Raw genomic sequence first — 24,374 nt, 5'->3', positions numbered from 1 at the left:
CCCAGTTCTGTAGCGGGTCCTGGACGACCGAGGCCGACTGCTCGTCGGGTCAGTACGCCCCCGCCCGCCGGCACACCGCGACCACGGTGCGCAGCAGGATCTTCAGGTCGAGCATGAGGGACCAGTCGTCGACGTAGCGCTGGTCGAGCCGCACCGACTCCTCCCATGAGAGGTCCGAGCGGCCGGAGACCTGCCAGAGCCCGGTGATGCCGGGGTGCACGATCATCCGGTGGCGTACGTCGGGGTGGTACTGGTCCACCTCGGACGGGAGCGCGGGACGCGGCCCGACGAGCGACATCTGGCCGCGCACCACGTTGAGCAGCTGGGGCAGCTCGTCCAGGGAGGTACGGCGCAGCCACCTGCCGAGCCGGGTGACCCGCGGGTCCTCCCGGATCTTGAACAGCGGCCCCTCGGCCTGGTTGGCCTCGTGCAGCTGGGCGCGCACCGCGGCGGCGTTGACCGTCATCGTGCGCAGCTTCCACATCGTGAAGCGGGTGTCGTCCTTGCCGGCCCGGGTGTGGCGGTAGAACGCCGGGCCCTCCGAGTCGATCCGGACGGCGACCGCGAGCACGGCGATCACCGGTGCAGCCAGGAGCAGCGCGACCAGCGCGAGCAGCCGGTCGAGGAGGCGCTTGACGGCGTAGGACAGGCCGAGCCGGCGGGGCCGGCCGACGTGCAGCAGCGGCAGGCCGTCGAGGTCGAGGGAGGTCCGTCCGCCGGCAGGGGCGGGCACCCCGGCCCACACGAAGGTGTCGAGGCCGGACTCGTCGAGCGCCCACTGCAGGCGCAGCAGCTCGGCCGGGTCGATCGTCGGGTCGGGCGCGAGCAGCACGGCGTCCGCGTCGCACGCCCGGGCCAGACCGGTGCAGGTCTGCAGCCCGTGGGTGACCGGGCCGGGAGCGACCTCGCAGGTGCCGTCGTCGGCGACGCAGGCGCCGACGACCTCGAAGCGGCCCGCGCGGACCTGGTCGAAGCGGCGCAGCAGGGTCGTCGCGCTCTCGCTGGAGCCGACGACCACGACCCGGTGCACGAGGCCGAGCACGACGAAGCCGCGCCGGGACGCCGCTGCGAGGACGCCGCGACCGGCGATGCCGAGCGCGGCCGTCGACAGGCACAGCACCGTCGCGGTGCCGGGGAGCAGCGGGCGGTGCAGGACGTTCGTGGCCAGCAGGACCAAGGTCGGCAGGGCCAGGGCGACCAGGCCGAGCCGGCGTGCGCGCAGGCCGAGGGTGCCGGGCAGGCGGTAGTCGCCGGTGAGCGCCACCGCGACCAGCCAGGCCAGCACGAACGCCCCGGCCAGGTCGGGGTCGAGCGCGGTCGGCCCGCTGATCGCGAGGGCGGCGACGACGGTCGCAGCCAGTGCGTCGCCGGCCAGCAGCACCCGGCTCGCGCGGTGCACGACCGGCTCCATGCGGGCGCGTCCGGCCGTGGCGGGCACGGCCAGGGCGCGGGCCTCCAGGATCGTCATCGGTGGACCAGCTCCTCGATCATCGCCTCGAAGCGAGCGAGTGTCGGCGAGGTGCCTCGCTCGTCGGTGGGCCGGGAGCGGCCCACCACGGTGGCGTACTGCAGCCGCGTCGCGAGCTGGTCGACGTCGTACGCCGTGGTGATGACGCCTCGTCGCGCCAGGAACTTCGCGAACCGCAGCTGGTGGTCGTCGACGTGCTCGCCGAACCCCGGGTCGCGCGGGACGACGACCGGCACGTGGCCGCGCTCGCGGGCGTCCATGATGCTGCCGGGGCCGGCGTGCGTGACCACGGCATCGGCGCGCTCGAGCAGGGCGTCCAGCCGCATCACGTCGAGCATCGGGGAGCCGGGCAGGCCCGGCGGCAGCGGCGTCGCGCCGTGCTGCACGTGGAAGCGGAAGCGGCCCCCGAAGTGCAGGTGCGCCGCCCAGTCGACGAGGCGGTCGAAGCGGTGGTGGTCGGTGCCGACGAAGACGGCGACCAGCGGCCGGTCGGAGGTCACCACAGCTCCCCCACGAGGACCGAGGACGGGTAGAGCCGGCGCTGCTCCTCCCACTGCACGAGGAACAGGTCGGTCACCGGGCGGCACAGCCGACCGGTGAGGGTCGGGGTCTCGATGCGGTCGTAGACCTCGAGGTAGACCGTCGAGGAGCGGCGCCACTTGCTGAGCCAGAAGTACGGCACCGCCACGGCCGCGCCGGTCGACACGATCACGTCGGGGTCGGTGCGCTCCAGCACGCGCCGCGCCTGCGTGGTGTTGCGCAGCAGGTTGCGCACGTTGCGGGTCGTCGGGTGGTGCGCCCAGGTCACCTCCTCGCCCTGGAGCTTGGCGACGGCGTCGTCGGTGTCGAACGTGACCCAGTGGCGGTCGTGCTTCTCCCACCAGGAGCGCAGGCACATCAGCTGGGCGAGATGTCCGCCTGAGGAGGAGACCAACAGCAGTCGCATGACGAGTCCCGGAGGTCGGAGGTGATGGGCGCCCTCCGACAGTAGGGACGGGGTCCCGGCACCCGCATGCCCGAAATGCGGGATCGGTGGGAGCCGGGACCGGTGAGAGCTCCGCGGTCTCGTCAGGTGGTGGCTTCGCCCGGCGGGCGCCAGCCGACCTTGTACGCCGCGCCGACCGCCGACAGCTGGGAGCTGAGCTCGAGCTTGGCCAGGATCGACTTCACCTGCGTGCGGACCGTCGCCTCGGAGACCACGCTCTCCCGCGCGATGTCGCGGACCTGGGCGCCGCGCATCAGTGCGCCGAGGACCTCCATCTCGCGGCGGGTCAGTCGTTCCAGGCGGGACCGCATCTCGCGGTCCTCGTCCTGCCCGTGGGCAGCCTCGGTCATCAGCCGGTCGCGATCCTCACGGCTCATCAGCGGCAGGCCGTCGCGAGCCCGGCGCACGGTGGCGATGACCTCCTCGAGGGGGCTGGTCTTCGTCATCACCGCCTTGGCGCCACGGCGCAGGCACTCCCCGCGCCAGGTGCCGCCGACGGTGCCCGTGACCACGATCACGGCGACACCGTTGCTGGCGAGCGGCGTGATCAGCCGCATCCCGTCGCCGACGCGACCGAGCTCGAGGTCGAGCAGGACGATCCGCGGGTTGCCGCGGAGGATGGCGGCGAGCACGCTGGCGAGCGTCGCTCGCGAGTCGGCGAGGTCGATGCGTCGTACCTGGTAGCCCTCGTTCTCGAGGGTGAGCGCCACGGACTCCGCGAAGAGGGCGTGGTCGTCCACGATGGTGACCCGCGTCGCGTTGCTGGGACGCGTCATCCGGTCATCCCCGCGGGCGCGTGCAGCGACGCCGGACGTGGGGCGACCGCGGTGGCCGCCGCCGGGAGCACGAGGACGAAGCAGGCGCCCTCCTTGGGGGAGCGCGAGTCGTCCAGCCGGAGGTCGCCGCCCATCTCCCGGGCGAGCCGGTGCGCGCAGTGCAGGCCGACACCCTCACCCACGGAGGTCGCGGTGCGTGCCCCCCACTCGAAGACCCGGTCCCGCACGTCGTCGGCGATCCCGGGGCCGCCGTCGGACACGCAGACGTGCACCTGGTCCCCGACGAGCTGGGCGTCGATCGCGGTGCCGACGCCGCCGGCGTGGCGAGCGGCGTTGGCGAGCAGGATGCTGATCACCTCGACCACGGCGTCGTGGCGGCCGACCACCCGGTTGCCCGAGGGCCACCAGACGACGTCGTGGCCCTGCGCAGCGTGAGCCACGACCAGCGGCTCGACCAGGTCGTCGAGCTCGAGCTCGATGGTCTCCTCCGCCCGGGCGCGCGACATCCGTCGGTCCAGGCGGGACGCCTCGACGTCGACCATTCGCTGCAGTGCCTTGCGCCGCGGGCCGGGCGGCACCTTGTCGTTGGCGAGCAGGTGCACCCCTGCAACGATCCCGGCGGTGGCCGAACGGACCTCGTGGACGACCTCCCGGTCGTGGCGCACCGTGGCCTCCGCGACCGCCGCCCGGTGCTGGAGGTCGTGCTCGCGCGCCTCGCGGTGGCTGAGCGTCCCGAGCAGCAGCGAGATCGACGTGGTCGCCAGGATCGCGCTGGACAGCAGCACCCCGACGATCATGGCCGGCGGCGGCGTCGCGGCCTCCATCACCGAGGCGGTGAGCCGGGCCAGCACGAGGGAGAGCACGCCGATCGTGATCTGGGCCGAGGCCTGTCGCGGCAGCGGCGAGCGCATCATGGCCACGCAGACCAGCGCGCCGAGCACGCAGAGGAGCAGCATCAGGAGCACGTCGACCACGCTGCCCAGGTGCAGGTACGGCACCGGGTCGAGGACGACCTCGGCCATCCGGATCGCCAGCAGCAGGCCGCCGAGCAGCAGGCCCGCGACCAGCGGGTTGCGCCGTGGCGGCCGGCCGCGCTGCGAGCCGGTGACGACGAGGGCGAGCACGGCGGCGACCGTGAGGACGTGGCCCCCGGTCAACCGGAAGGCGTGCCCGCTGAGGTTGGGATCAGCGACGGCCATCACCACCAGGGGGAGGTCCTGGACGGCGACGAGCATCGCGATCGTGGCGAGGTTGGCCCGCATGGCGCACCTGGCGGTGCGGGCGTCGAGGGCGAGCACGAGTGCGCACCCGATCAGGATCAGGTCCGCCACTACGGTGCACACGTTCCCGGCAAGAGTCACCGGATCGTCACCTGTGCCCTCGAGGGCGAGGATGGCGTAGGGGTGCAGCATCAGGGCAGTCAGCAGCAACGCCCAACCGAGAGTTTTCTGTTCCCCACGGTGGTGCGTCCCCTGCTGACGGCTCCGCATCCGGTGACCCACTCCATGCCCCACGTAGGTCTTGACCCGGCCGTCCCACTGGCCTGTCATGCAGCGATTATGCGTCGCCCCGGGGGTCAGCGTGGCGGAACGGCGGAACGTACCCAATTTTTGACTCAGGTGGGCGACAACGCGCTGAAACCCGTGGAAAAGATGGTGCAGGTGTGGTTGCTGAGAAGGTACTCGGGGTGCAGTGCGCCCCGGCACGCCTCTCCGCCCTGGCCGGCGGGTGACCGGGACACCCGCACCCCCCAGCTGCGGACGACCCGGTCACCGCCGACCCGGCACACCCGGTGCCCGGGACGGGGCCGGTGCGGCGGTCGGTGGCGCGAGTGCGGGGACGGCCACGAAGGCGGACACGGGAAGGCACGCCCCGGGCGATGTGTCGCCGAAGTCGGCCGGGGACCGGTAGACGCCGACTGGTGGTGGTAGAGCACATTCGCCTCACCGCCCCCGCACTCGCACGGCCCTCGGTCAGGAGGGCCCTGTGATCGTGACGCCGTCCGGGACCGCCCGGCATGCCTGAAATTGGGCAGGTTGTGCAAGGCCTGGCGGGCCACCCTCCGCGGCCGTTCCGGTGGACGTCCCACAAATTGGGTGTATCAGTCCGCGGCGCCCCACACCCGCTCTGCCGGTGCCCATGATGAAGCGGTCGCTGGGTGACCGGCCCGGCGGCTTCTCCCTCCCGTTCGACGGCGGTGATCGGCATGAGCAAGGTGCGCACGGCGCGTGTGCCGCGGCGCGGGGCCCGCGTCCTGCGGACCACCCTCGCCGTGGCGCTGGTCGTGCTGCTCGGCGCCCTGGCCGGCTACGGTTTCGCCCGCTACAACGACCGCCAGCACGTCGCGACGGCGACGATCATGCTGCACCCGCTCGAGGGCAACGCCTACAGCCCGGGCGGGCGCGGCGACGACCTGGTGAACCTCGAGACCGAGGCCCAGGTGCTCCGCTCGGACGCCGTCGCCCGGGCCGTGCTGCAGCGCCTCGACTCGCCCGCGACCCCGGCCGCCCTGCTGTCCAGCGTCTCGGTCTCCGTGCCGCCCAACACCCAGCTGCTCGAGATCACGGTGCGGGCGCGTGACGACGAGACCGCGGTGACCCGGGCGTCGGCCTTCGCCGAGGTGTACCTCGAGTTCCGCCGGGCGCGCACCGAGTCGTCGGTGTTCGGCCGCACGTCGCGGATCGAGGAGCTCGTCGAGGTCCGTGAGGAGGAGCGCAAGGCTGCGCTCGCCCGGCTGTCGAAGCTCTCGCCCACCGCGCCGCAGCGACGGCTGGTCGAGCAGCAGCTCCAGGAGATCGTCGTGCAGATCGGTTCGTTGCGCGCGCAGCTGGCGACGGCCCAGGCAATCGGCCTCGACCCCGGGCAGGTCGTCACGCCGGGGCAGGTGTCGCCTGCCGGCGCGACGGCCGACTCCGTGGTGATGACGGCGACCGGCGGGATCGGCGGGCTCGCCCTGTGCGTGCTCGTCGGCGTCGTACGACGGACGCGGGCTGCCGCGCTGACCGTGCGCGACCTCGACGACCTGGCCGGCACGGGGGTGCCCGCACTCGGCGTGGTCGACGACCCGGACGCGCCGGCCGAGGACCTCGTCGCCAGCGCCCGTTCGGCGGTGCTGGCCGCCCCCGAGCGCCCGCTGGTGGTGACGGTGGCCCCGCTGACCGCGGGGGTGTCGGCGCTCTTCGAGCCGCTGGTCGAGTCGTTCACGCGGGCGCGCTACGAGGTCGTCGCCGTCGACCTGGCCCGCGCGGCGGACCGCGCCGCGCTCGCCGAGATGGTCCTCCAGGACGCCGTCGCCAGCGACGTGCTGGTCCCGGTGGCCGGATTCCGCCACGGCCTGCAGCCCCTCCACCCCGACCGTGACCACCCGGGCTTCGACGACCTGACGGCGTCCGCGCAGATGCGGACCTGCCTCGAGGAGCTCGCCAAGCGCGCCGACCTGGTGGTCGTGCACGCGCCTGCGCTCTCCACGCCGGCCGGCCGCTCCCTGCTCCGGGCCTCGCGCGCCGTCCTCACCGAGGTCACCCCCGGCTCGTCGACCCGGTCCGAGCTGCTCGACCTCCAGGCCGAGGTCGAGCGCCAGGGCGCGGAGCTGGCCGGCGTGGTCGAGGTGCGGCGCTCCGCCGCCGCTGCCAGCCCCGGCACCGGAACTGAGGCCGCTGCCGAGGTGGAGGCCGACGTCGACGTCGATGCCGACGCGTCGGCTGGCACCGAGGCAGGGGAGGAGCGCCCGTGACCCGGTCCGACGCCGCCGACCGCGCCGGCGGGCACCTGCGCGCCGTCGCGCGCGGCAGCGCGGGCACCCTGCTCGGTGCCGTGGTCAGCACCGTCGCCGGGTTCGGCCTGGTGCTGCTCGTGACCCACACGGTGCCCGCTGACACCGCAGGCCGCTTCTTCGCGGCGTCCGCGGTGTTCCTCCTCGCCCTCGCCACGGCCGGCCTGGGCACCGACACCGGCCTGGCCCGGTTCGTGCTCCGGGCGGGGGACCCCGCCGCGGTCGCCCCGCTCGTCCGGACCGCGGCCGTGCCCGTCCTGGTCGCCGCCACCGTGCTGGCCCTGGTGCTCGCAGCCGTCTGGAGCGACACCCGCGCCCTGGTGTGGGCGCTGCCGCTCGCCGCGGCCTCGGACCTCGCGCTCGCCGCGATCCGCGCCCACGCGCTGTTCCGCGCCACCGTGCTCATCGACCGGCTGGTGCGCCCCGGTGTCCAGCTGGTGCTGGTGGCCCTCGTGGTCGCGACCGAGCCGTCCGGCGCGGGGATCGCGGCGGCCTGGGCGGCGGCGTACGTCGTCTCCGCCCTGCTCTCCCTGCGGGCCCTGCGGGTGGTGCTCCGCCGACCGGGATCCACCGGGCACGGCGGACCCGCAGGGCCGGGGGAGACCGTCTCCGCCGGCGACTTCTGGCGGTTCACCTGGCTGCGCGGCGTCGCCCGCGTCGCCCAGATGGCGATCCAGAAGGTCGACGTCGTGGTCGTCGCCTGGTTGCTCTCGCCGGCCGAGGCCGCGCTCTACGCAGTGGCCACCCGGTTCGTCGTGTTCGGCCAGCTGGCCAACCAGGCCGTCTCGACCGTCGTGCAGCCGCGGTTCACGATGATCCTCGCCGAGGGCGACGGGCCGGAGCACCGCGCGCTGGTGGGTCGCGTCTTCGCGGTCACCACCGGGTGGAGCATCCTGTCGGCCTGGCCGGTCTACCTGTGCGTCGTGGCCGCGCCGGCGGCGTACCTCGGCTGGTTCGGCGAGGGCTACGTGACCGGCGACGCGGTGGCGGTCGCGGTGGTGATGTGCTGCGGGATGCTCGTCGCGGTCGCGTCCGGCCCCGTGGACACGCTGCTGCTCATGATCGGCCGCAGCGGCCGCAGCCTCGCCAACACGCTCGTCGCGCTGGCCGTCGACGTCGGGCTCTGCCTGCTGCTCGTGCCGCGCATGGGCATCGCCGGTGCCGCCGTGGCGTGGGTCGTCGCCGTCGTCGTCCGCTGCCTGCTCGCGGTCGTGCAGCTGCGGTCGGACATCGAGCTCCAGGTGCCGGTCCGGGCGCTGCTGCGCGCGGCGTCCCTGCCCGTCGGCTGCCTGCTCGTCCCGCTGGGGGCCGCCCACGTCCTGCTCGGGCTCACCCCGCTCACGTGGGTGCTCGCCTGCCTGCTCGCCGGCGCGGCGTACGTCGCCGCCGTGTGGCGGTTGCGCGAGCCGCTCGCGGTCGACCACTTCGTCGCCGGGCTCAGGTCCGGCCGGCAACGAGAGGCGGTGGCGGCATGATCCGCACCATCACCGGCCGGGTGCGTCGCTCCCTCCCGCCGTGGGCACGCAGTGCCGTGAAGTCGCTGCTGCTGGCGTGGGGCTGGCTGACGGCCGACCTGCGCGAGCGGCCGGCGTTCATCGTCGTCGGCGCGCAGCGCGCGGGCACGACCACCCTCTTCCGGCTGCTCAGCGAGCACCCGCAGCTGTGCCGCCCCACGGCGGCGAAGGGCACCGGCTACTTCGACGACAACTACCGCCGCGGCCCGCGCTGGTACCGCGCGCACTTCCCGCTGCGCCGGCCCGGACGGTGGCGGCGCACCGCCTTCGAGTGCAGCGGCTACTACCTGTTCCACCCGCTCGCCGCCGAGCGCATCGCCCGGGACCTGCCCGAGTGCCACGTCGTGGTGATGGTCCGCGACCCGGTCGTCCGGGCGCACTCGGCGCACCGCCACGAGGCGGCCCGCGGCTTCGAGTCGCTGCCCTTCGACGAGGCGGTCGCCCGCGAGCCCGAGCGCACGGCCGGCCAGGCCGAGCTGCTCGCCGCCGACCCCACGGCGGTCAGCTTCGCCCACCGCCACCACGCCTACCTCCAGCGCGGCGAGTACGCCGTGCAGGTGCGCCGCTTCATCGACGCGCTCGGCCGAGACCGGGTCCACGTCGTCGACGCGGACGAGCTGTTCGCCGACCCGGTGCCGGTCTACGTGGACCTCCAGCAGCAGCTCGGCCTGGCGGTGCACCGGCCGGCGGAGGTCGGCAGGTGGAACGAGCGTCCGCGCGAACCCCTCCCCGAACCCCTGGTCGCCCGCTTGCGGGCGTACTTCGACGAGCACGACGCGGCTCTGGCAGAGCTCCTGGGCCGCGAGCCCAGTTGGCGAAAGGAACCAGCATGACGGCAATCAGCACGTCCCCCGACCGACGAGGGATCCTCACCGCAGGGACCCGGCACCGGCTCGCCCGGGTCGCGCGGTGGCACCCCGGCACCCGGGAGGTCCCCATCCCGCGGCTCCTCCTCGGTGGGCAGAACGGCACCACCGGGCACCAGTTCGCCGACGCCATGGGCGACCCGCTGTGGCCCTCCCGCCGGGTCGTCGACGGCCCGCACGCGGAGATGATCGAGCGCGGACCGTCCCAGACCGACCAGGAGATCCTCGCGTCGTCGTACGGGCGGATGGCGATGACCTGCGTGCGCCACACGGGGCGCTACTTCGCCGCGACCGACGAGGAGGGCGTGGTCCGCCAGGCCCGGCAGTTCCTCGCCCGCGCGGCGGGGGAGCAGACGCCGGTGGTGACCGGCGACCACCACTCGCCCCCGGGCGTGCCGGTCCTGGTCGTGCCGATCGCCGACTCCGACTGCTACCAGGTGCTCGACGGCCACCACCGGATCGCGCTGGCGGCCGCCGCCGGCGAGACCACCGTCTCCGTGCGGGTACGACGCGGCCGGGTCACCACGCCGCTGCAGGACCTGCTGCGCAAGATGTCGTGGCTCAAGGGCGGGCGCGAGCTCTACCAGCCGCTCGACGCCCCCGAGCTCGAGGCGCTGTGGCCCACCGTGCGCTGCTGCGTCGACCGGCTCGAGTCCATGGAGAGCTTCCTGCGCGACCGCCTGCCGTCGCTCTCCGGCCGCTACCTCGACGTGGCCAGCTGCTACGGCTGGTTCGTGCACCAGATGGGCGAGCTCGGGTTCGCCAGCGAGGGCATCGAGCAGGACTCGCTCGGCGGCACCGTCGGGCGGCTCGCCTACGGCCTCGACCCGGCCCGGATCCGGTTCGGCGACGCGGTCGAGCACCTGCGCGGCACGCACGAGCAGTGGGACGTCGTCTCCTGCTTCAGCCTGCTGCACCACTTCGTGCTCGGCCGCGGCAGCTGCGAGCCCGAGGAGCTGGTGAAGCTGCTCGACAAGGTGACGGGCAAGGTGCTCTTCCTCGACACCGGCCAGGAGCACGAGCGCTGGTTCCGCAGCTCGCTGAAGGGGTGGAACCCCGAGCACATCCGCAGCTTCCTGCTCGAGCACACCACCTTCGACCAGGTCCTCGACCTCGGCCCCGACCGCGACGCGGTCGGCCCGTACGCCGACAACTACGGCCGGCACCTGTTCGCGTGCGTGCGCGAGGACCGGTCGGTGCAGGGGTGAGCGGCGTGGACCTGCTCGAGACGGCGGCCGAGCTGTGGCCGGGGGCGGACGTCGTCCCCGCCGGCACCTCGTACGACGGACGGCCGGTCCGCGCCCGCTACGCCGTGGTCAGCCGCTCGAAGGTGCCGACCGTGCTCGTGCCGGTCGAGTCGGCCGTGGCGGCGGGTGCGTCCCTGCGGCGGTTCAGCACCGCATCGACGTGGCGCGACTCGACGACCCGTGCCGCGGCCGGCGCCGCGGTCCGGGTCGCCCCCGGCCTGCTGCGCAACCGGGTCGAGGTCCGGGGCGGTGACGACAGCCTCGCCGAGCACCTCTCCGAGGTGCTGGGGACGGAGGTGACCTTCAGCATCACGGTCGGCAGCGCGCGGGTGAACCAGAAGCCGGTGCTGCAGGTCTTCGACGAGACCGGGACCTGCCTGGCGTTCGTGAAGGTCGGCTGGTCGGACAGCACGGTCGAGGACGTGCTCGCCGAGGGCGAGGCGCTGGCGCGGGTCGGCACGCGGCGGTTCCGGACCGTCGTACCTCCGGAGCTGCTGGCGCGCAGCAGCTGGCGGGGCCGGCCGGTCCTGGTCAGCGGGCCGCTCCCCACCTCGGCGTGGCCCCGGCTGCGGCGGCCGACGGACCCGCCCGAGCGAGCGATGGCGGAGCTCGAGACCGCCTTCGGGCGCGAGGAGCGGACCTTGGTCGACTCGGACTGGTGGTCGACCCGCTGGCAGCTCGCCGGCGAGATCGCCGACCCGGTCACCCGCAGCCGCTTCGAGCGGGCGATGGACCACGTCTCCCTCGCCGCCGGCCGCGACCCGCTGCCGTTCGGTGCCTGGCACGGCGACTGGACGCCGTGGAACATGGCGACCGCGGGAGACCGCGTGCTGCTGTGGGACTGGGAGCGCTTCGAGGAGGGCGTGCCCGCCGGGCTCGACGCGATCCACTACCAGGTGAACGCGCTCAACCACGGCACGCCGCCGTCCGCCGAGGGCGTCGTGTGGGCGCTGTCGCTCGCCGAGCAGCGCCACGCCGGGGTGGCCCAGCAGGCACGCTGCAGCAGCCTGCTCTACCTCGTCGAGATCCTGGCGCGCTACCTGCGGCTGACCGAGGTCGCCGGCGGGGAGCACATCTCCGACCGGGCGATGCACACCCTCGTGGCCCTGGAACGGCTCGCGGGGCTGGGCTGACCGGTCTCCCGGCCGCGCCCAGCCCCGCGGGACCGGTCGTGCGGTGGCTGCCCGGCTGCCCGGCTGCCCGGGCGGGCCGAGGCGCTACTTCAGGCGGGTGGTGCCGCCCAGCGCCGACGCGAAGCCCTGCTGCTTCACCGCGGTGCTGAGCGCCCAGTTCGCGATGCTGTTCAGCGTCGTGTCGAAGTAGCTGTAGGCGATGCCGCCGTAGTCCTCCATCAGCTTCACGCTGTTGGCGATCTCCTCGGGCCGGGCCCGGGCGGCGGAGTCGGTGACGCCGGTCTCGCCCAGGCCCCAGGCGACGTCGACGGTGCGCGCCCAGGTGGCGATCTTCGAGTAGTACTCGGAGAAGTCGGTCCACTTGGTGGTGGTCTTGCCGTTCTTGACCACGCCGTACTGCTGGTAGATGTCGAACCCGGCGACGTCGACCTTCACGCCGCGCGGCCAGATCTCGGAGAGCCGGTACTCGGCGGCACCGTAGAACTGGTTCCAGCCGGTCACGACCACCGTGAAGGCCACGTTGGACGCGGCGGAGCGGACGATGGGCGCCAGGCGCTCCTGCATCTTGCGCCACGTCTGGATGTTGCCGTCGCCCTCGGGCTCGTGGTGGAACGCCACCCAGACCGGACCGTCGAGCTCACCGAGGCGCTTCGCGAGGTCCTTCGCCCAGGCGTCGCCCTTGCCGGCGACCATGTCCGGCCACGAGTGGGGGAGCTTGAAGCTCATCCACGGCAGGCGGCCGGCAGCGAGGTCGGTCCGGGCGGTCGAGACCGCCTTGGTGACGCCCGAGGCGGTGAAGTACGTGCGCCGCACAGCCAGCTTGCGGCCGAGCTTCGACTCCAGCGCGGTGGGGTCGGTGTTCGAGCCGTGGGCAGCGCCGACGTAGACCCCGCAGCTCGGGATGCCCCGCTGGGAGACCGCGCACGTGCCCGGCTTCGCCGGGCCGGGGGTGGTCGTGGTGGAGGCGACGGTGCGCACGACGCGGACGTCGTCGAGCAGGACGCGCTCACCCGCCCGCAGGCGGGGGGAGCGGACGGTCAGGCGCAACGAGGAGTCGGCCGACTTCGCGGTGATGGCCACGGGCAGCCGCCGCCACTTCTTCGGGCCGGCGACGACCCGGGCGACCTTGCTCTGCAGCACCTTGCCGCCGGAGACCTCGACCACGCGCAGCGCCACCGTGCGTCGCGCCGACGCCCGGGCCCAGCCGTCGACGACGAAACGGGTGCCGCGGTCGTGCTCGCCCACGGCCTGCCGCCGCTGCGTGCTGGCCGGTCCGGCCTGCTTCGCCCGCAGCACGAGCGCGCGGCTCTGCTGGCGGCCGGCGCCCTCACGTGAGAGCGCGACCCGCGTGGACGTGGTGCCGCTGAAGCCCGCGAGCCCCTTCTCGAACCTGCTCACCTGGACCGTCGTCTCAGCCGATCGTGCCGTCGGCAGCACCGCGACGACGCCCGCAGCAAGTGCGAGCAGCGCGGCGAACAGCCATGTCGTGCGATGGACGCTCGTCATCGCCTTCAACCCCTCCCCTGGGCCGGCCCACACCGTGCGCGGGCCGGTCCGTCGTGTCAGAACGACACGGATTCCATCGGTCGGGAGGGGACCGACGTGAATTGGTTCCCCCAAAAAGGGGGAGGGGGGCCATCGCTCAGATGCCGCGTCCGTGACGGTGGGCGGTGGCCAGCAGGCGGTCGGCGCTGACGAGGCGCAGGGCGACCAGGGCGGACAGGTAGGCACGGGGCTCGAGCACCGACTGGCGCGCCGAGCGCAGCGACCAGGCGAGGGCGTCGCGACGGCGCATCGCGGCGAGCGCGAAGGCCTTGCGGCCCAGCAGGCGGGCGAGTGCGCGGCGGTCGTCGTGGAACACCGCGTGCTTCGCCAGCCCGTAGTCGATGGCCTCGGCGATCGTCGACCAGTTGCGGGAGAACTGGGACCCGCCCCAGCGCACGCGGGCCAGCGGGGCGGGGACGACGTGGAACCCACCGGCCATCGCGGCCCGGATCATCCAGTCGAAGTCCTCGCCGTAGCTGCCGGGGATGTCCTCGTCGACGAGCCCGATGTCGTCGAGCAGTGCGGTCCGTCGTACGACGACCGTGGAGGGGTGTGCCTCCATGACCCGGTGCCGGACCAGGTTGCGCAGGTCGAGGTCCTCCGGGCTCGGCACCCGCACGTGGCTGGTGCCGTCGTAGGTCACCTCGATGCCGGTCACGCACGTGGCCGGGCCGCCGGACGCCAGCATGGCCGCCTGCCGCTCGAGCTTGCCCGGCAGCCACAGGTCGTCGTCGTCGCAGAACGCGACCAGCTCGGCGGTGCTGGTGAGGATGCCGGTGTTGCGGGCCCCGGCCAGGCCGCGGCGGCGCTGGTTGACGAGCACCTCGACCGAGCGGTGGTCGCCGGGCCGCGCGAGAGAGGGGTCCGGGTCGGACCCGTCGAAGACCACGAGGACCCGGACCCGGCCGGCGTACTCCTGCTCCAGGACGGCGGCGATCGCCTCCCGGACCTCCTGGGGCCGGTGGTGCGTGGCGATGACGACGTCCACGTCGGGACGGGCCGTGCCGCCCGGGTCGGCCTCGCGGCTCGGGTGGGTCGCGTGGGGTGTGCTCATGCTGCTTCCTCCGTCTCGGGGCTGCCGGTGTGCTCGCGCCGGTCCAGCCGTCCGGCGAGCTGCCAGCCGCGCGCCAGGTTGGCTGCGGTGGCGACGAGGTAGAACGCGACGGCGACCGGGATCCCGGCGGCCGCTGGGGTGGCCCCGGCCAGCGGGAGCAGGCCGAGGGCGAGGGTCTCGGCCTCGACCGACCACGGCACCGGCCGCATGTGCTGGCGGTGGCACAGCCGCAGCCACCGGTCGACGAGCGGGTTGCCCGTCGCGGTCGGGAACCGGGAGCTGCCGCTGCCGCCGTCGACCGCCCCGGCGACGAGCTTGCGGTGGGTGAGGCTCCAGCCGTAGGTGCCGAGCGCACCGAGCAGCAGCGCCGCCAGGGCCGGGTCGACCCGGTCGGTCCGCACGGCCCACCACGCGAGGGCGGCGTACGCCGCGGTCACGGTCACCACGTCGGTGGCGACGTCGAGGAGGGCGCCGCGCTGCGAGCTGCTGCGCTGCGCCCGCGCCACCTTGCCGTCGAGGCAGTCGGCGAGGAAGCGCAGCAGGAACAGTGCTCCGCCCAGCCGCAGCCGGCCGGTGGCCAGGCAGGCGGCCGCCGCGACGCCGAGCACGCCGGAGACGGCCGTGACCCGGTTCGGGGTCACCCACGGCCGCGGCGCCAGCAGGCGGGCGAGCGGGTCGGCGACCGGGTCGATCACCGCCCGGGTCCAGATGTCCCGCGTCGGGGCTGTCGTGCTCACGGCTTCCTCCCTGCAGTGGTGGCCGGTGCGTGGCGCGGACCGGGGACGCGCCGCAGCACGAGCACCCCGGCCAGTCCGAGCAGGCCGCCGAGCGCCAGGCCGGTGGTCGCCGGCACCGACAGGTCGTGCTGCACCCGGCGCGGCTCGCCGACCCGGATCACCCGGCCGACCTCGGGCTGGTGGGTGGTGAGGTGGTCGATGGCCGAGCGGAGGTAGGTCCGCGACGTGGTCCAGGCCGGGTCCACCGGGTTGCTCGCCGTGAGGGTGGTGCGGAGCCGGGCGAGCAGGTCGTCGCGGCGCGCCTCGAGGAAGCGGTGCCGCTCGGCGAGGTACTCCTCGGCGACGGCGAGCGCGACCTGCGCCGGGTCACGGGTGGCCGGGGTGGTCACGGTCATCTCGATCACCGTCGTCAACGGCGGCGCGCTCACCGCCACGCCCTCGCGCAGCCGGGACGGTGGCAGGCCCGCGCGGACGCTCGCCCTGCTCAGCGCCCGCTCCGAGAGCAGCAGCGCGGCCTCGGTGTCGACGCTGCTCGTGGTCGGCACCGAGGTGAGCTCACCGAGGTCCTGGCTGGCAGGGGCGGGCACCCCGGCGTCCAGGTACGTCGGCGCCGCGGTCAGCGCGACCGCGACCTTGCTGGACCGCTCCGGCTCGCCCGTCGCGCCGAGCGCCGCGCCGATGGTGGCGCCCACGACGGCGGTGCCGGTGACGACCGCGGCGGTGCGCCGGCCGATCGCGGGGAGGCGTCGCCGCTCGGCACGCTCACGCCAGGCCAGGCCGATCGCGGCCATCACCAGCATCATCGGCAGCCCGAGGGTGTCGTAGACCGCGAGCTGGAGCAGGAAGGTGCCGACCACGAAGGTGGCGACGGTCGCCGGCGTGGTGCGGCAGTGGATGTGGCGCAGGAGGGTGAGCACGAAGAAGGCGAGGAAGAACGCCGCCCCGATCCAGCCCTGGGAGAAGAGGACCAGCCACAGCTGGCCCTGCGTGCCCAGCGGCGGGACGCCGCACGCGGAGCAGTCCGCCGTCGCGCCACCGGCGATCGAGGAGAACGAGCCGGCCGGGTCGCGGGTGCTGCCGAAGCCCACCGCCGGCGAGCCCTCGGTCATCGAGTCGATTGTCGCGACGAGCAGCTGCGAGCGGCGGTCGTTGCTGTGCGGGTTGTCGAGGCGCGCCTGGATGGTGTCGCCGAGCGTGGTCGCGGTGAGCAGGGTCCCCCCGCACAGGACGACCCCGGCCAGCGCGACCAGGGCGACGGTGTTGCGACGGACGGCTGCGAGGACCAGGAAGCCCACGGCGGCGCCGGCCAGGGCCAGCCACAACCCCCGGTTGAGGCTGAGCACCACCGGGACCGCCGCCAGCACGAGGACCGGGGCGGCCCACCACCGTCGCCTGCGGCGCAGCGTGCCGAGGGCGGAGAGGAAGAACACCAGCGACAGCGCCATCACGCTGCCCCACGTGTTGGTGTAGGCGAACGGTGCCTTCGGCCGGGGTGCGTCGTCGCCGAGGACGCGCTGGACGTCGGCGACCTCCGCGGAGACCAGCGTGCGCACGAACTCGTTGCCGCGCAGCCCGCCGGGCAGCACCCGCTCGGCGACGGTCGGCACGGCGAGGTCGGGGACCATGATGCCGAGCAGGCCACCGACCACCGCCACGACGAAGACCGACCCGAGCACCCGCTGCACCAGTCGGTCCGGCAGCCACCGCTGCGGTGTGGTGCCGACCCAGAGCAGCAGGACCGTGCAGGCGGCGTACCAGCTGAAGCGGTAGCCGAAGACGAGGATCCGGGCGATGCCGCCGGTGTCGGCGGAACCGGGCGCGAGCGCCCACAGCGTGCCGATGCCGAGCAGCACCCAGACGAGGAAGAGCAACCACCAGCCGAAGTGCGGCGGGACGTTGCGGTTGCGCCGCACCCACAGGTCCCGCGCCATCGGCAGGACCATGAGGACCGGCACGAACGAGGCGATGCCGAGCAGCCACCAGGCGGGCAGGCCGAGGACACCGACGACGAAGGCCCTGCGGGCCACCTTCGTGGTCGGAGGTTCGGTCCCGGTCACCTCCGGCATGGCTCTAGGGAACCCGTCAGCACGTCGGAGGCGACTCACCAATATTGGGTGAACCTGCCCGCGGCCCGGTCCGGGGTGCGTCGCCCGGCCTACGGTCGGAATCGACGGACGTGGCCCGTACGAGCACGGGAGGGAGACGGCGACGATGCCTTCCACGCCAGGAGGCCGAGCGCACTCGGAGCGCGGCCCCGTGTCGGGGCATGCTGGTGAGCCATGAGCGCCCGGACCGCAGTCGTGTGCCTGCCGGTGGTGTGCGTGCTCTGCGCGTGCGGCGCCAGTGAGGACCCGACCACCCCGGTCGCCGCGACCGGACCACCGGTGTCGCGCGACCAGGTCGACCCCGCGTCGTACGACATCCTCTTCGACTTCGACCAACCGGTCGTGCCCGGCGACGTCGTCCCCGGCGTCACCAACGTCGGCACGGCGCGGGTCAACACCACCGTGGTGACCGCTCGCGGCGGTGCCCTGACCTGGACCCCGGACCGTGGCAACGGCTGGGCGGTGCGCGCCCCGGTCGCGGCCGCGGAGGACGAGCCGGTCCGCGCCGCCGCGATCGTGGTGTGGCCGGACCCCTCCAGCCTGGCCGGGCTCGACCCGGGCGGGCGACCGGTGGAGATGCAGGTCGACTTCCGTGCCGACCCGCCCGCGCCCTCGCGCCCGGGTGACGACGGCGACAACCTCGTGCAGTGGGGCCGGTTCGGCGACCCCGCCCAGCTCAAGCTCCAGCTGGACCACGGCAAGCCGTCGTGCCGTGCCGCGGGCACCGCGGGGGAGGTGTTCCTCGCGGCGGAGCAGCCGGTCGAGCCCGAACGGTGGTACCGCCTGTCCTGCTCGGTGCGCCCCGGCGAGGTGCGGATGCGGCTGACCGACCTCGAGGGCGGCGCCGCACCGGAGGAGTGGGTGGAGGAGGACGACCCGGGCGAGCTGCGCTTCGGCACCGTGCCGATGTCGATCGGCGCGAAGGTCGGTGCCGGTGGGCGCCTCGACAAGAAGTCCGCGGACCAGTTCAACGGGACGATCGATCGTGTCGTCGTCGACGTCCGCTGACGCCGCGGTCCGCCGCGTGGTGCTGGTGTCCGACCGTCGACTGGTCGGGCAGGCGATCGGTGCCGCCCTCACCGCGCAGGGCTTCCGGGCCACCGTGCTGGACTGGCCGGAGCGTCGCGGGATCCGGGCCTTCCGCCGGCGGCTGTCGCTGAGCGGGGCGCGGGTGGGCGTCGTGATGTGCGACCTGCGCACCCCGGACCTGCTCTACGACGTCGAGGTGGTCGTGAAGAGCGGCGGCATCCCGTGGGTGGTGCTCACCGACAGCGAGGTCGGCCCCCGCTGGGGGACCGTCCTGGCCGCGGGAGCCGTCGGCGTGCTGCCGACGACGACCTCGACCGCGGGCCTGGTCCGCGCGCTCTACGAGACCCTTGCGGGGCGCTCGCCGACGCCGCCGAGGCTGCGGACCCGTGCGGTGCGTGCCTGGGAGGACGTCGCCGACGAGCAGCGCGACCTGGTGCGCCGGATGGAGCTGCTCACCCACCGCGAGTACGAGGTCCTCGGTGCCCTCTACGACGGCATCGGCGTCAAGCACATCGCCGAGGCCTCCGGCGTCGCCGAGGCCACCGTGCGCAGCCAGGTCAAGTCGCTGCGCCGCAAGCTCGGCGTGGACTCCCAGCTGGCCGCGGTCGCGATGTACCGCAAGTCGCTCGACGTGTTCCCCCGCGCGCGCAGCTGAACGACCGTCGTACCGTCCCACCGCTTGGGTACGACGGAGGGCCCGGTCCGCCGATGCGGACCGGGCCCACCCCTTCGCGGGGTCAGAGCGGGTGGTTGGCGAGGAGCACCCGGTCGGGGTCGACCTCGTCGCGCACCCGGCACAGTGCCGCCCAGTCGTGGGCGTCGTAGAAGCGGCTCGCGTCGACGCGGGTCTCGGCGAAGGTCGGCACGAGGGAGACGCGCGACCACGCCGACATCGCCCGGTTGACCGCGAACGCCGCGGCCCGACCGGCCACCGCGGCTTGCGGCGTCGGCGCCATCGCGATGCACAGCAGCGCGTACTCGCCGCTGACCGAGGACAGCACCCCGCCGCCGGCGACGGTCCTCGCGAGCTGGCCGCCGAGGTGGCGCAGCTCGGCGAACATCAGCCCGCTGCGGGTGCCCGGGCCGACCTGGGCGAGGAACGCCTCGACGGCGGCGTCGTCGAGCTCGCCGAGGACGCTGTGGTCGCCGACCGCCGGCGACGGCTCGGGCGGGTCCATGTGCACGCCGAGCAGCGCGGGCGCGGGGATCCGGCCGAAGGTGTCCATCTCGGGCGCCAGGGCCCGCAGCGGGGAGAGCACCTCTGCTGCCCGCTCGTCGTCCTCGAGGATCGCGCCGTCGACGACGACCAGGTCGCGGCCGGACAGGAACGGCGGGAGCTCGGGCAGCGGCGGGAAGCTCATGACCCGCAGCGACGTGGTCGCACTGTCCGGTGCGGTGCGCGTCCACTCCACCCACGCCCGCACCACCTCGGGCGCGCGCTCGCGGTCCCACAGCAGCATGCCGGCGAAGACGTCGGCGTAGGGGAGCAGGCCGAGCTCGACGGCGACGACGACGCCGAAGTTGCCGGCGCCACCACCACGCAGGGCCCAGAACAGGTCGCGGTGCTCCTCCGCGCTCGCCCGGCGCAGCTCGCCGTCGGGGGTGACGACCTCGACCGCGCGGACCGAGTTGGCGGCCACGCCGTGGCGGCGGGCGAAGAAGGAGAGCCCGCCGCTCAGTGCGTAGCCGACGACGGCGACGTCCCCGGCCGAGCCGTGCAGCACGCTCCGGCCGTGCGCGGCGGCGGCCGCGACGACGTCCTGCCACAGCGTGCCGCCCAGGACCCGCACGGTGCCGGCCGCCGGGTCGACGCTGACGCCCGTCAGCTCGTGCATGCGGACGAGGACGACGTCCTCCAGGGAGTGCTCGCCGAGGGCCGCGGCGCCGTGCCCGGTGCTCTGCGGCGCGACCTTCAGCCCGGCGGCCGCGGCGGCACGGACGACGTCACGGACCTGGTCGACGGTGCGGGGGACCGCGACCGCGGCCGGGCGCTGCTCGACCGACAGGTTCCACGGGGTCGTGGCAGCGTCGTACCCGGGGTCGCCGGGGAGGTGCACCGGGCACCCGCTGGTGAGGGTGGCCAGGGCACCGGTGTCGGGGGTGGTGGTCATGCTGGTTCCTTCGTTCTCGGGGTTGGTGCCGAGAACCCTGCGCCCTGCGACCGGTCCGGGACCATCCCCGATCCCTGGGTAGATCTCCGCCCTGCGGATGTGGGAGCAGGACAATCCCCAGAAATCTGGGATGGCAGCACCCCGGGCCTTGCCACACACTGCTACGCATGGCCCGAGGACTGACCGCGGCGCGGGTGCGCCAGGACGTCGACGTCGTGGCGCGGGCCGGTCTGGACCTCGAGACCTTCCTCGTCGAGGCGGTCGAGTCGGTGCGCCGTGCCGTCCCGTGGGTGGCTGCCTGCATCGCGACGCACGACCCGAGCAGCCACATGCTCACCAGCGCCCGCAAGTACGGCGAGCTGGCGATCCGCAACAGCCACGACCACGAGTTCGGGCTCATCGAGTACGGCACCGAGGAGCCGACCTCCTTCCGGGCGATCGCCCGGGCCGAGGTGCCTGCGGCCGGGGTGCACCTGCTGACCGGCGGCCGGACCGAGCTCTCGCCACGGCTGTCGCAGTTCATGCAGCCCAACTTCGGCTTCGCCGACGAGGCCCGCCTCGCGATGCGCGACGGCAGCGAGGCGTGGGGCGGGGTGGCCCTCTTCCGCGGCGCGGACGACGCCCCCTTCGACGAGGCAGAGGTCGACTTCCTCGCCTCCCTGGCCGCGCCGTTCGCCCACGGCGTGCGCTCCGGGATGCTGGCCCGGGTCGCCGACCACGCGCCCTGCCGGCCCGACGCCGGCGCCGGGCCGGCCGTGATCATCGTCGGCCCCGACAACCAGATCACCCAGATGACGCCGGCCGCCGAGGTCCGCCTCAGCGAGCTGGCCACCGGGCCGGGTCACTGCGCCCCGCTGTCCCCGGTCGCCGCCCTGATCGGCGCCGCCCGGCGCTTCGCCCGCGGCGAGTCCGAGGGCATCCCGCGCTGCCGGCTGCGCACCGCGAGCGGCATGTGGCTGGTGCTGCAGGCCGGTCCGCTCAGCTCGTTCCGCGATCGGGACGGCGACGTGGTGATCACCATCGAGGAGGCCCGCCCGCCCGAGATCGTCACCCTCGTCGTCGCCGCCTTCGGGCTCACCCCCCGCGAGCGCGACGTCACCCAGCTGGTGCTGCAGGGCGTGGACACCAAGGAGATCGCACGCACCCTGCACCTGTCGGCCTACACCGTCCAGGACCACCTCAAGTCCGTCTTCGAGAAGGCCGACGTCCGCTCGCGGCGCGAGCTGATTGCGCGGATCTACTTCGACCAGTACGTGCCGCGGATGGGTGGCGAGCTCGCGCCGTCGGGCTGGTTCGGCTGACCCTGACGGCTGCAGGAATCCCCGCCTGGGCGGGGATTCCTGCGCCTGACGACGGTTGCAACCGTCATCAAGCGCAAGCTCTCGTCATCAAGTTTTTCGTCATCAGGCGCCCGGTTGGCCGGCGAAGGCCACGACCTCGCCGACGACCGACAGCCGCACCTTCTCGCCGGGGTGCGGCACGGAGTCGGCAGGGGTACGCGCGGCGAGCTGCTCCCCGGAGTCGAGGCGGAGCCGCACCGTGGCGTCGTGCCCGAAGAAGCTGACGTCGACCACCTCGCCGGGCGTGCCGGCGCCGTCGGTGCGGATCTGCACCTGCTCGGAGCGGATGGCGAGCTGGACCGGCCCGGCCGGCCCGGCCGTGCCGGGGTGGCCGGGGCGCACCGCCAGCTCACCGACCGCGCACGTCGCGCGGCCGGCTCCGTCGCCCTCGCCGGGGAGCAGCGAGGCGTGGCCGATGAACGACGCGACCTGCGGGTCGGCGGGCTCGAGGTACACCTCGGCCGGTGGGGCGACCTGGAGGAAGCGCCCCTGCGCCATCACCGCGACCTGGTCGGCCAGCGACAGCGCCTCGCCCTGGTCGTGGGCGACCAGCACGGCGGCGGCGTCCGCAGCGCGCAGGGCACGGACCACGGCCCGGCCGGTCTCCTCCCGCAGGCCGGCGTCGAGGGAGGAGAAGGGCTCGTCCAGCAGCACCAGGCTCGGCTGCGGGGCGAGAGCCCGGGCCAGGGCGACACGTTGCTGCTGGCCACCCGAGAGCTGGTGCGGGAAGCGCGCTGCCAGGGACGGGTCGAGCTCGACCATCGCCAGCGCCTCCGCGACCACGCCACCGGCGTTGCGCCGTTGGCCGCGGGGCAGGCCGAAGGCGATGTTGCGCGCGACGGTCAGGTGCGGGAAGAGCGCGCCCTCCTGGGGGACGTACCCGATGCCCCGCCGCCGGGCGGGCACGCTGCGCCCGCCGCCGCCGACGACGCGCGTCCCGGCGACGTCGATCGTCCCGGCCGCCGGCTGCACGAAGCCGGCGACGGCTCGCAGCAGGGTCGTCTTGCCGCAGCCCGAGGAGCCGAGGATGGCGGTGACGCCCGACGTGACCGTCAGGTCGATGCCGCGCAGCACCGGGTCCTTGCCGTAGCCCGCCGTCAGGGCGCGGATCTCCAGTGCGGGCATCAGCGGTCACTCCTGGTGCTGAGACGGGCGAGCAGCCACGTCGAGGGGACGGAGAGCACGATCAGCGCCAGGGCGTAAGGCGCGGCGGCGCCGTACGCGATCGAGGACGCCTCCGACCAGAACTTCGTGGCGAGGGTGTCGGTCCCGATCGGCGCCAGCAGCAGCGTGGCGGTGAGCTCGGTGGAGACGGCGAGCGCGACCAGCGCCCCGGCGCCCGCCAGGCCGGGTACGACGAGTGGCAGGGTCACCCGGCGGGCGACCTCGGGACCGCTGCAACCGAGGCTGCGCGCGACCTCCTCCAGTGCCGGCGGGACCAGCTCGAAGGTGCCGCGCACGCTGACCACGGCGCGGGGCAGGAACAGCACGAGGTAGCCCGCGACGAGCAGTGCCATGGTCTGGTAGAGGTCCGGCACGGCGCGGATCGAGACGGTGACCAGGGCCAGGGCGATGACGATGCCCGGCATCGCGCTGGCGGTGTAGACGCTGCGCTCGATGGCCGTCGTCAGCAGGCTGCGGTGCCGCACGGCCAGCCACACGACGGGGACGGCGGCGGCGGTGGTGACGAGCCCGCCGAGGACGGCCAGCAGGAGGGTGTTGCCGAGCGCGTCGGCCAGCTCAGCACCTTCGATGCCCGCGGACGTGCCGCGCACCAGCCAGCGCACCAGTGCGGCGAGGGGGACGGCCAGGGCCCAGAGAACCAGCCCGGCCAGGGCCAGGACGACGAGCGGTCGCGCCCTGCCGAGGGGCACCCGGCCGGCGACCCGGCTGGTGCCGGCGCCGACGCGGCTGCGCGGTCGGCGTCCGCGCAGCAGCAGCTCGAGGCCGAGCAGGAGCAGGCAGAAGGCGACGAGCACCAGCGCGAGCAAGGTCGCCTCGGGACCGTTGAAGACGGTGCCGTACTGCTGGAGGATCGCCGTCGTGAGGGTCGGGTAGTTGAGCAGCTGCAGGGCGCCGTACTCCGCCAGCAGGTGCAGGCCGACCAGAAGGGCGCCGCCCAGCACCGCCGGGCTGGTCGCGGGCAGGGTGACCCGCCAGAAGACGCTCCACGGGCTGCGGCCGAGCGCGGTCGCGACCTCCTCGACGGCCGGGTCGAGCCGGCGCAGGGCCGCGACGGTCGGCAGGTAGACGAGCGGGTAGTACGACAGCGTCACCACCATCACCGCGCCCGGGAACGACTGCACCGCGTGGGTGGTCGACACCCAGCCGAAGCCGTTGACGAAGGCGGGCACGGCGAGGGGCGCGCACAGCAGGCCGTGCCACCAGCCGCGTCCCGGGACGTCGGTCCGCTCGACGACCCACGCTCCGGCGACGCCGACGGCGACGCTGGCGAGGACCCCGACGACCAGCAGCCGGGTGGTGTTCCACAGCAGCTCGCCGATGCGGGGGCGCCACAGGAACGCCCCTGCCTCGCCGGGGCCGAGCTCGGCGGTGCTCCACAGCACGTAGCCGAGCGGGACCAGCGCCAGGGCGGCGACTGCGAGTCCGACCAGCAGCAGCGGCAGGGCAGGCGCAGCCACCCCCCGCGGCCGACGGGTCGCGGGGGGTCGCTGGGAGACGAGGGCGTCGG

The 24,374-nt window shown here is 74.2% G+C and carries 20 protein-coding genes; 8 read left to right on the top strand and 12 right to left on the bottom strand.

The genetic code is table 11. From position 1 onward, the window contains the following. Positions 1–49: 49 nt before the first annotated feature. The 5 genes from NOCJ54_RS24215 to NOCJ54_RS0106465 form a co-directional block, all read right to left on the bottom strand. Entirely contained in the window at positions 50–1,468 is a 1,419-nt protein-coding gene (locus NOCJ54_RS24215) for a sugar transferase (protein WP_051485539.1), read from the bottom strand. Next, entirely contained in the window at positions 1,465–1,968 is a 504-nt protein-coding gene (locus tag NOCJ54_RS24210) for a glycosyltransferase (protein WP_051485538.1), read from the bottom strand. Before NOCJ54_RS24210 ends, NOCJ54_RS24215 begins: the two co-directional genes overlap by 4 nt. After that, positions 1,965–2,414 carry a PssD/Cps14F family polysaccharide biosynthesis glycosyltransferase gene (gene pssD, locus NOCJ54_RS0106475; protein ID WP_028654851.1) on the bottom strand — a complete coding sequence of 150 codons (450 nt, stop codon included), beginning with the start codon at positions 2,412–2,414 and terminating at the stop codon, positions 1,965–1,967. Before pssD ends, NOCJ54_RS24210 begins: the two co-directional genes overlap by 4 nt. A gap of 122 nt (positions 2,415–2,536) precedes the next feature. Further along, on the bottom strand, positions 2,537–3,229 hold the full coding sequence (locus tag NOCJ54_RS0106470) for a response regulator (protein ID WP_028654850.1): 693 nt from the start codon (positions 3,227–3,229) through the stop codon (positions 2,537–2,539). After that, the gene (locus NOCJ54_RS0106465; RefSeq protein ID WP_198020131.1) at positions 3,226–4,659 is read right to left on the bottom strand and encodes a sensor histidine kinase; all 1,434 of its coding nucleotides are present in this window, start codon (positions 4,657–4,659) and stop codon (positions 3,226–3,228) included. Before NOCJ54_RS0106465 ends, NOCJ54_RS0106470 begins: the two co-directional genes overlap by 4 nt. 776 nt (positions 4,660–5,435) lie before the next feature. On the opposite strand from NOCJ54_RS0106465, the gene NOCJ54_RS0106460 reads away from it, so the two are divergent. From NOCJ54_RS0106460 to NOCJ54_RS24195, 5 genes are read left to right on the top strand one after another with little or no spacing between them, the layout of a single operon-like run. Further along, complete coding sequence (locus NOCJ54_RS0106460) at positions 5,436–6,962, top strand: hypothetical protein (protein ID WP_157514806.1); 1,527 nt, start codon at positions 5,436–5,438, stop codon at positions 6,960–6,962. Further along, positions 6,959–8,476 carry a polysaccharide biosynthesis C-terminal domain-containing protein gene (locus tag NOCJ54_RS24205; RefSeq protein ID WP_051485537.1) on the top strand — a complete coding sequence of 506 codons (1,518 nt, stop codon included), beginning with the start codon at positions 6,959–6,961 and terminating at the stop codon, positions 8,474–8,476. Before NOCJ54_RS0106460 ends, NOCJ54_RS24205 begins: the two co-directional genes overlap by 4 nt. Next, positions 8,473–9,348 carry a sulfotransferase domain-containing protein gene (locus tag NOCJ54_RS0106450; protein WP_028654847.1) on the top strand — a complete coding sequence of 292 codons (876 nt, stop codon included), beginning with the start codon at positions 8,473–8,475 and terminating at the stop codon, positions 9,346–9,348. The genes NOCJ54_RS24205 and NOCJ54_RS0106450 overlap by 4 nt, the downstream gene beginning before the upstream one ends. After that, positions 9,345–10,589 (top strand): hypothetical protein, encoded by a 1,245-nt coding sequence (locus NOCJ54_RS24200; RefSeq protein ID WP_051485536.1) that lies wholly within the window; start codon positions 9,345–9,347, stop codon positions 10,587–10,589. The genes NOCJ54_RS0106450 and NOCJ54_RS24200 overlap by 4 nt, the downstream gene beginning before the upstream one ends. Continuing rightward, positions 10,586–11,761, top strand: a complete 1,176-nt coding sequence (locus NOCJ54_RS24195; protein WP_051485535.1) for a hypothetical protein — start codon at positions 10,586–10,588, stop codon at positions 11,759–11,761. The genes NOCJ54_RS24200 and NOCJ54_RS24195 overlap by 4 nt, the downstream gene beginning before the upstream one ends. 84 nt (positions 11,762–11,845) lie before the next feature. Here NOCJ54_RS24195 and NOCJ54_RS0106435 read toward each other — a convergent pair whose 3' ends face one another. The 4 genes from NOCJ54_RS0106435 to NOCJ54_RS29345 all read right to left on the bottom strand — a co-directional run bounded on the left by NOCJ54_RS0106435 (position 11,846) and on the right by NOCJ54_RS29345 (position 17,163). Continuing rightward, positions 11,846–13,267: a cellulase family glycosylhydrolase gene (locus NOCJ54_RS0106435; RefSeq protein WP_028654846.1), complete on the bottom strand. Its 1,422-nt coding sequence runs from the start codon at positions 13,265–13,267 to the stop codon at positions 11,846–11,848. Positions 13,268–13,403: 136 nt separating this feature from the next. Beyond that, on the bottom strand, positions 13,404–14,360 hold the full coding sequence (locus tag NOCJ54_RS0106430) for a glycosyltransferase family 2 protein (RefSeq protein WP_051485534.1): 957 nt from the start codon (positions 14,358–14,360) through the stop codon (positions 13,404–13,406). Further along, a complete protein-coding gene (locus tag NOCJ54_RS28080; protein ID WP_028654844.1) occupies positions 14,357–15,097 on the bottom strand; it encodes a CDP-alcohol phosphatidyltransferase family protein in 741 nt (246 codons plus the stop codon). Before NOCJ54_RS28080 ends, NOCJ54_RS0106430 begins: the two co-directional genes overlap by 4 nt. After that, positions 15,094–17,163 carry a hypothetical protein gene (locus NOCJ54_RS29345; protein ID WP_051485533.1) on the bottom strand — a complete coding sequence of 690 codons (2,070 nt, stop codon included), beginning with the start codon at positions 17,161–17,163 and terminating at the stop codon, positions 15,094–15,096. The genes NOCJ54_RS28080 and NOCJ54_RS29345 overlap by 4 nt, the downstream gene beginning before the upstream one ends. Positions 17,164–17,376: 213 nt before the next feature. Here NOCJ54_RS29345 and NOCJ54_RS0106415 point away from each other — a divergent pair, with 213 nt between their 5' ends. Continuing rightward, the gene (locus NOCJ54_RS0106415; RefSeq protein ID WP_028654843.1) at positions 17,377–18,210 is read left to right on the top strand and encodes a hypothetical protein; all 834 of its coding nucleotides are present in this window, start codon (positions 17,377–17,379) and stop codon (positions 18,208–18,210) included. Further along, the gene (locus tag NOCJ54_RS0106410; RefSeq protein ID WP_028654842.1) at positions 18,188–18,886 is read left to right on the top strand and encodes a response regulator transcription factor; all 699 of its coding nucleotides are present in this window, start codon (positions 18,188–18,190) and stop codon (positions 18,884–18,886) included. The genes NOCJ54_RS0106415 and NOCJ54_RS0106410 overlap by 23 nt, the downstream gene beginning before the upstream one ends. 82 nt (positions 18,887–18,968) lie before the next feature. Here the strand turns inward: NOCJ54_RS0106410 and NOCJ54_RS0106405 are convergent, their stop codons facing one another. Next, on the bottom strand, positions 18,969–20,342 hold the full coding sequence (locus NOCJ54_RS0106405) for an FAD-binding oxidoreductase (RefSeq protein ID WP_028654841.1): 1,374 nt from the start codon (positions 20,340–20,342) through the stop codon (positions 18,969–18,971). 167 nt (positions 20,343–20,509) lie between these two features. Here NOCJ54_RS0106405 and NOCJ54_RS0106400 point away from each other — a divergent pair, with 167 nt between their 5' ends. After that, complete coding sequence (locus tag NOCJ54_RS0106400; protein WP_028654840.1) at positions 20,510–21,643, top strand: response regulator transcription factor; 1,134 nt, start codon at positions 20,510–20,512, stop codon at positions 21,641–21,643. 102 nt (positions 21,644–21,745) lie between these two features. On the opposite strand, the gene NOCJ54_RS0106395 is transcribed toward NOCJ54_RS0106400, so the two are convergent. Next, complete coding sequence (locus tag NOCJ54_RS0106395) at positions 21,746–22,807, bottom strand: ABC transporter ATP-binding protein (protein WP_028654839.1); 1,062 nt, start codon at positions 22,805–22,807, stop codon at positions 21,746–21,748. After that, positions 22,807–24,324 (bottom strand): ABC transporter permease, encoded by a 1,518-nt coding sequence (locus tag NOCJ54_RS0106390; protein ID WP_036517072.1) that lies wholly within the window; start codon positions 24,322–24,324, stop codon positions 22,807–22,809. The genes NOCJ54_RS0106395 and NOCJ54_RS0106390 overlap by 1 nt, the downstream gene beginning before the upstream one ends. Positions 24,325–24,374 lie beyond the last annotated feature (50 nt).

Source organism: Nocardioides sp. J54 (assembly GCF_000519005.1).
Lineage (GTDB): Bacteria > Actinomycetota > Actinomycetes > Propionibacteriales > Nocardioidaceae > Nocardioides.
The sequence above is the reverse complement of the archived record's forward strand: the minus strand, read 5'-3'. Positions and strand labels throughout refer to the sequence as shown.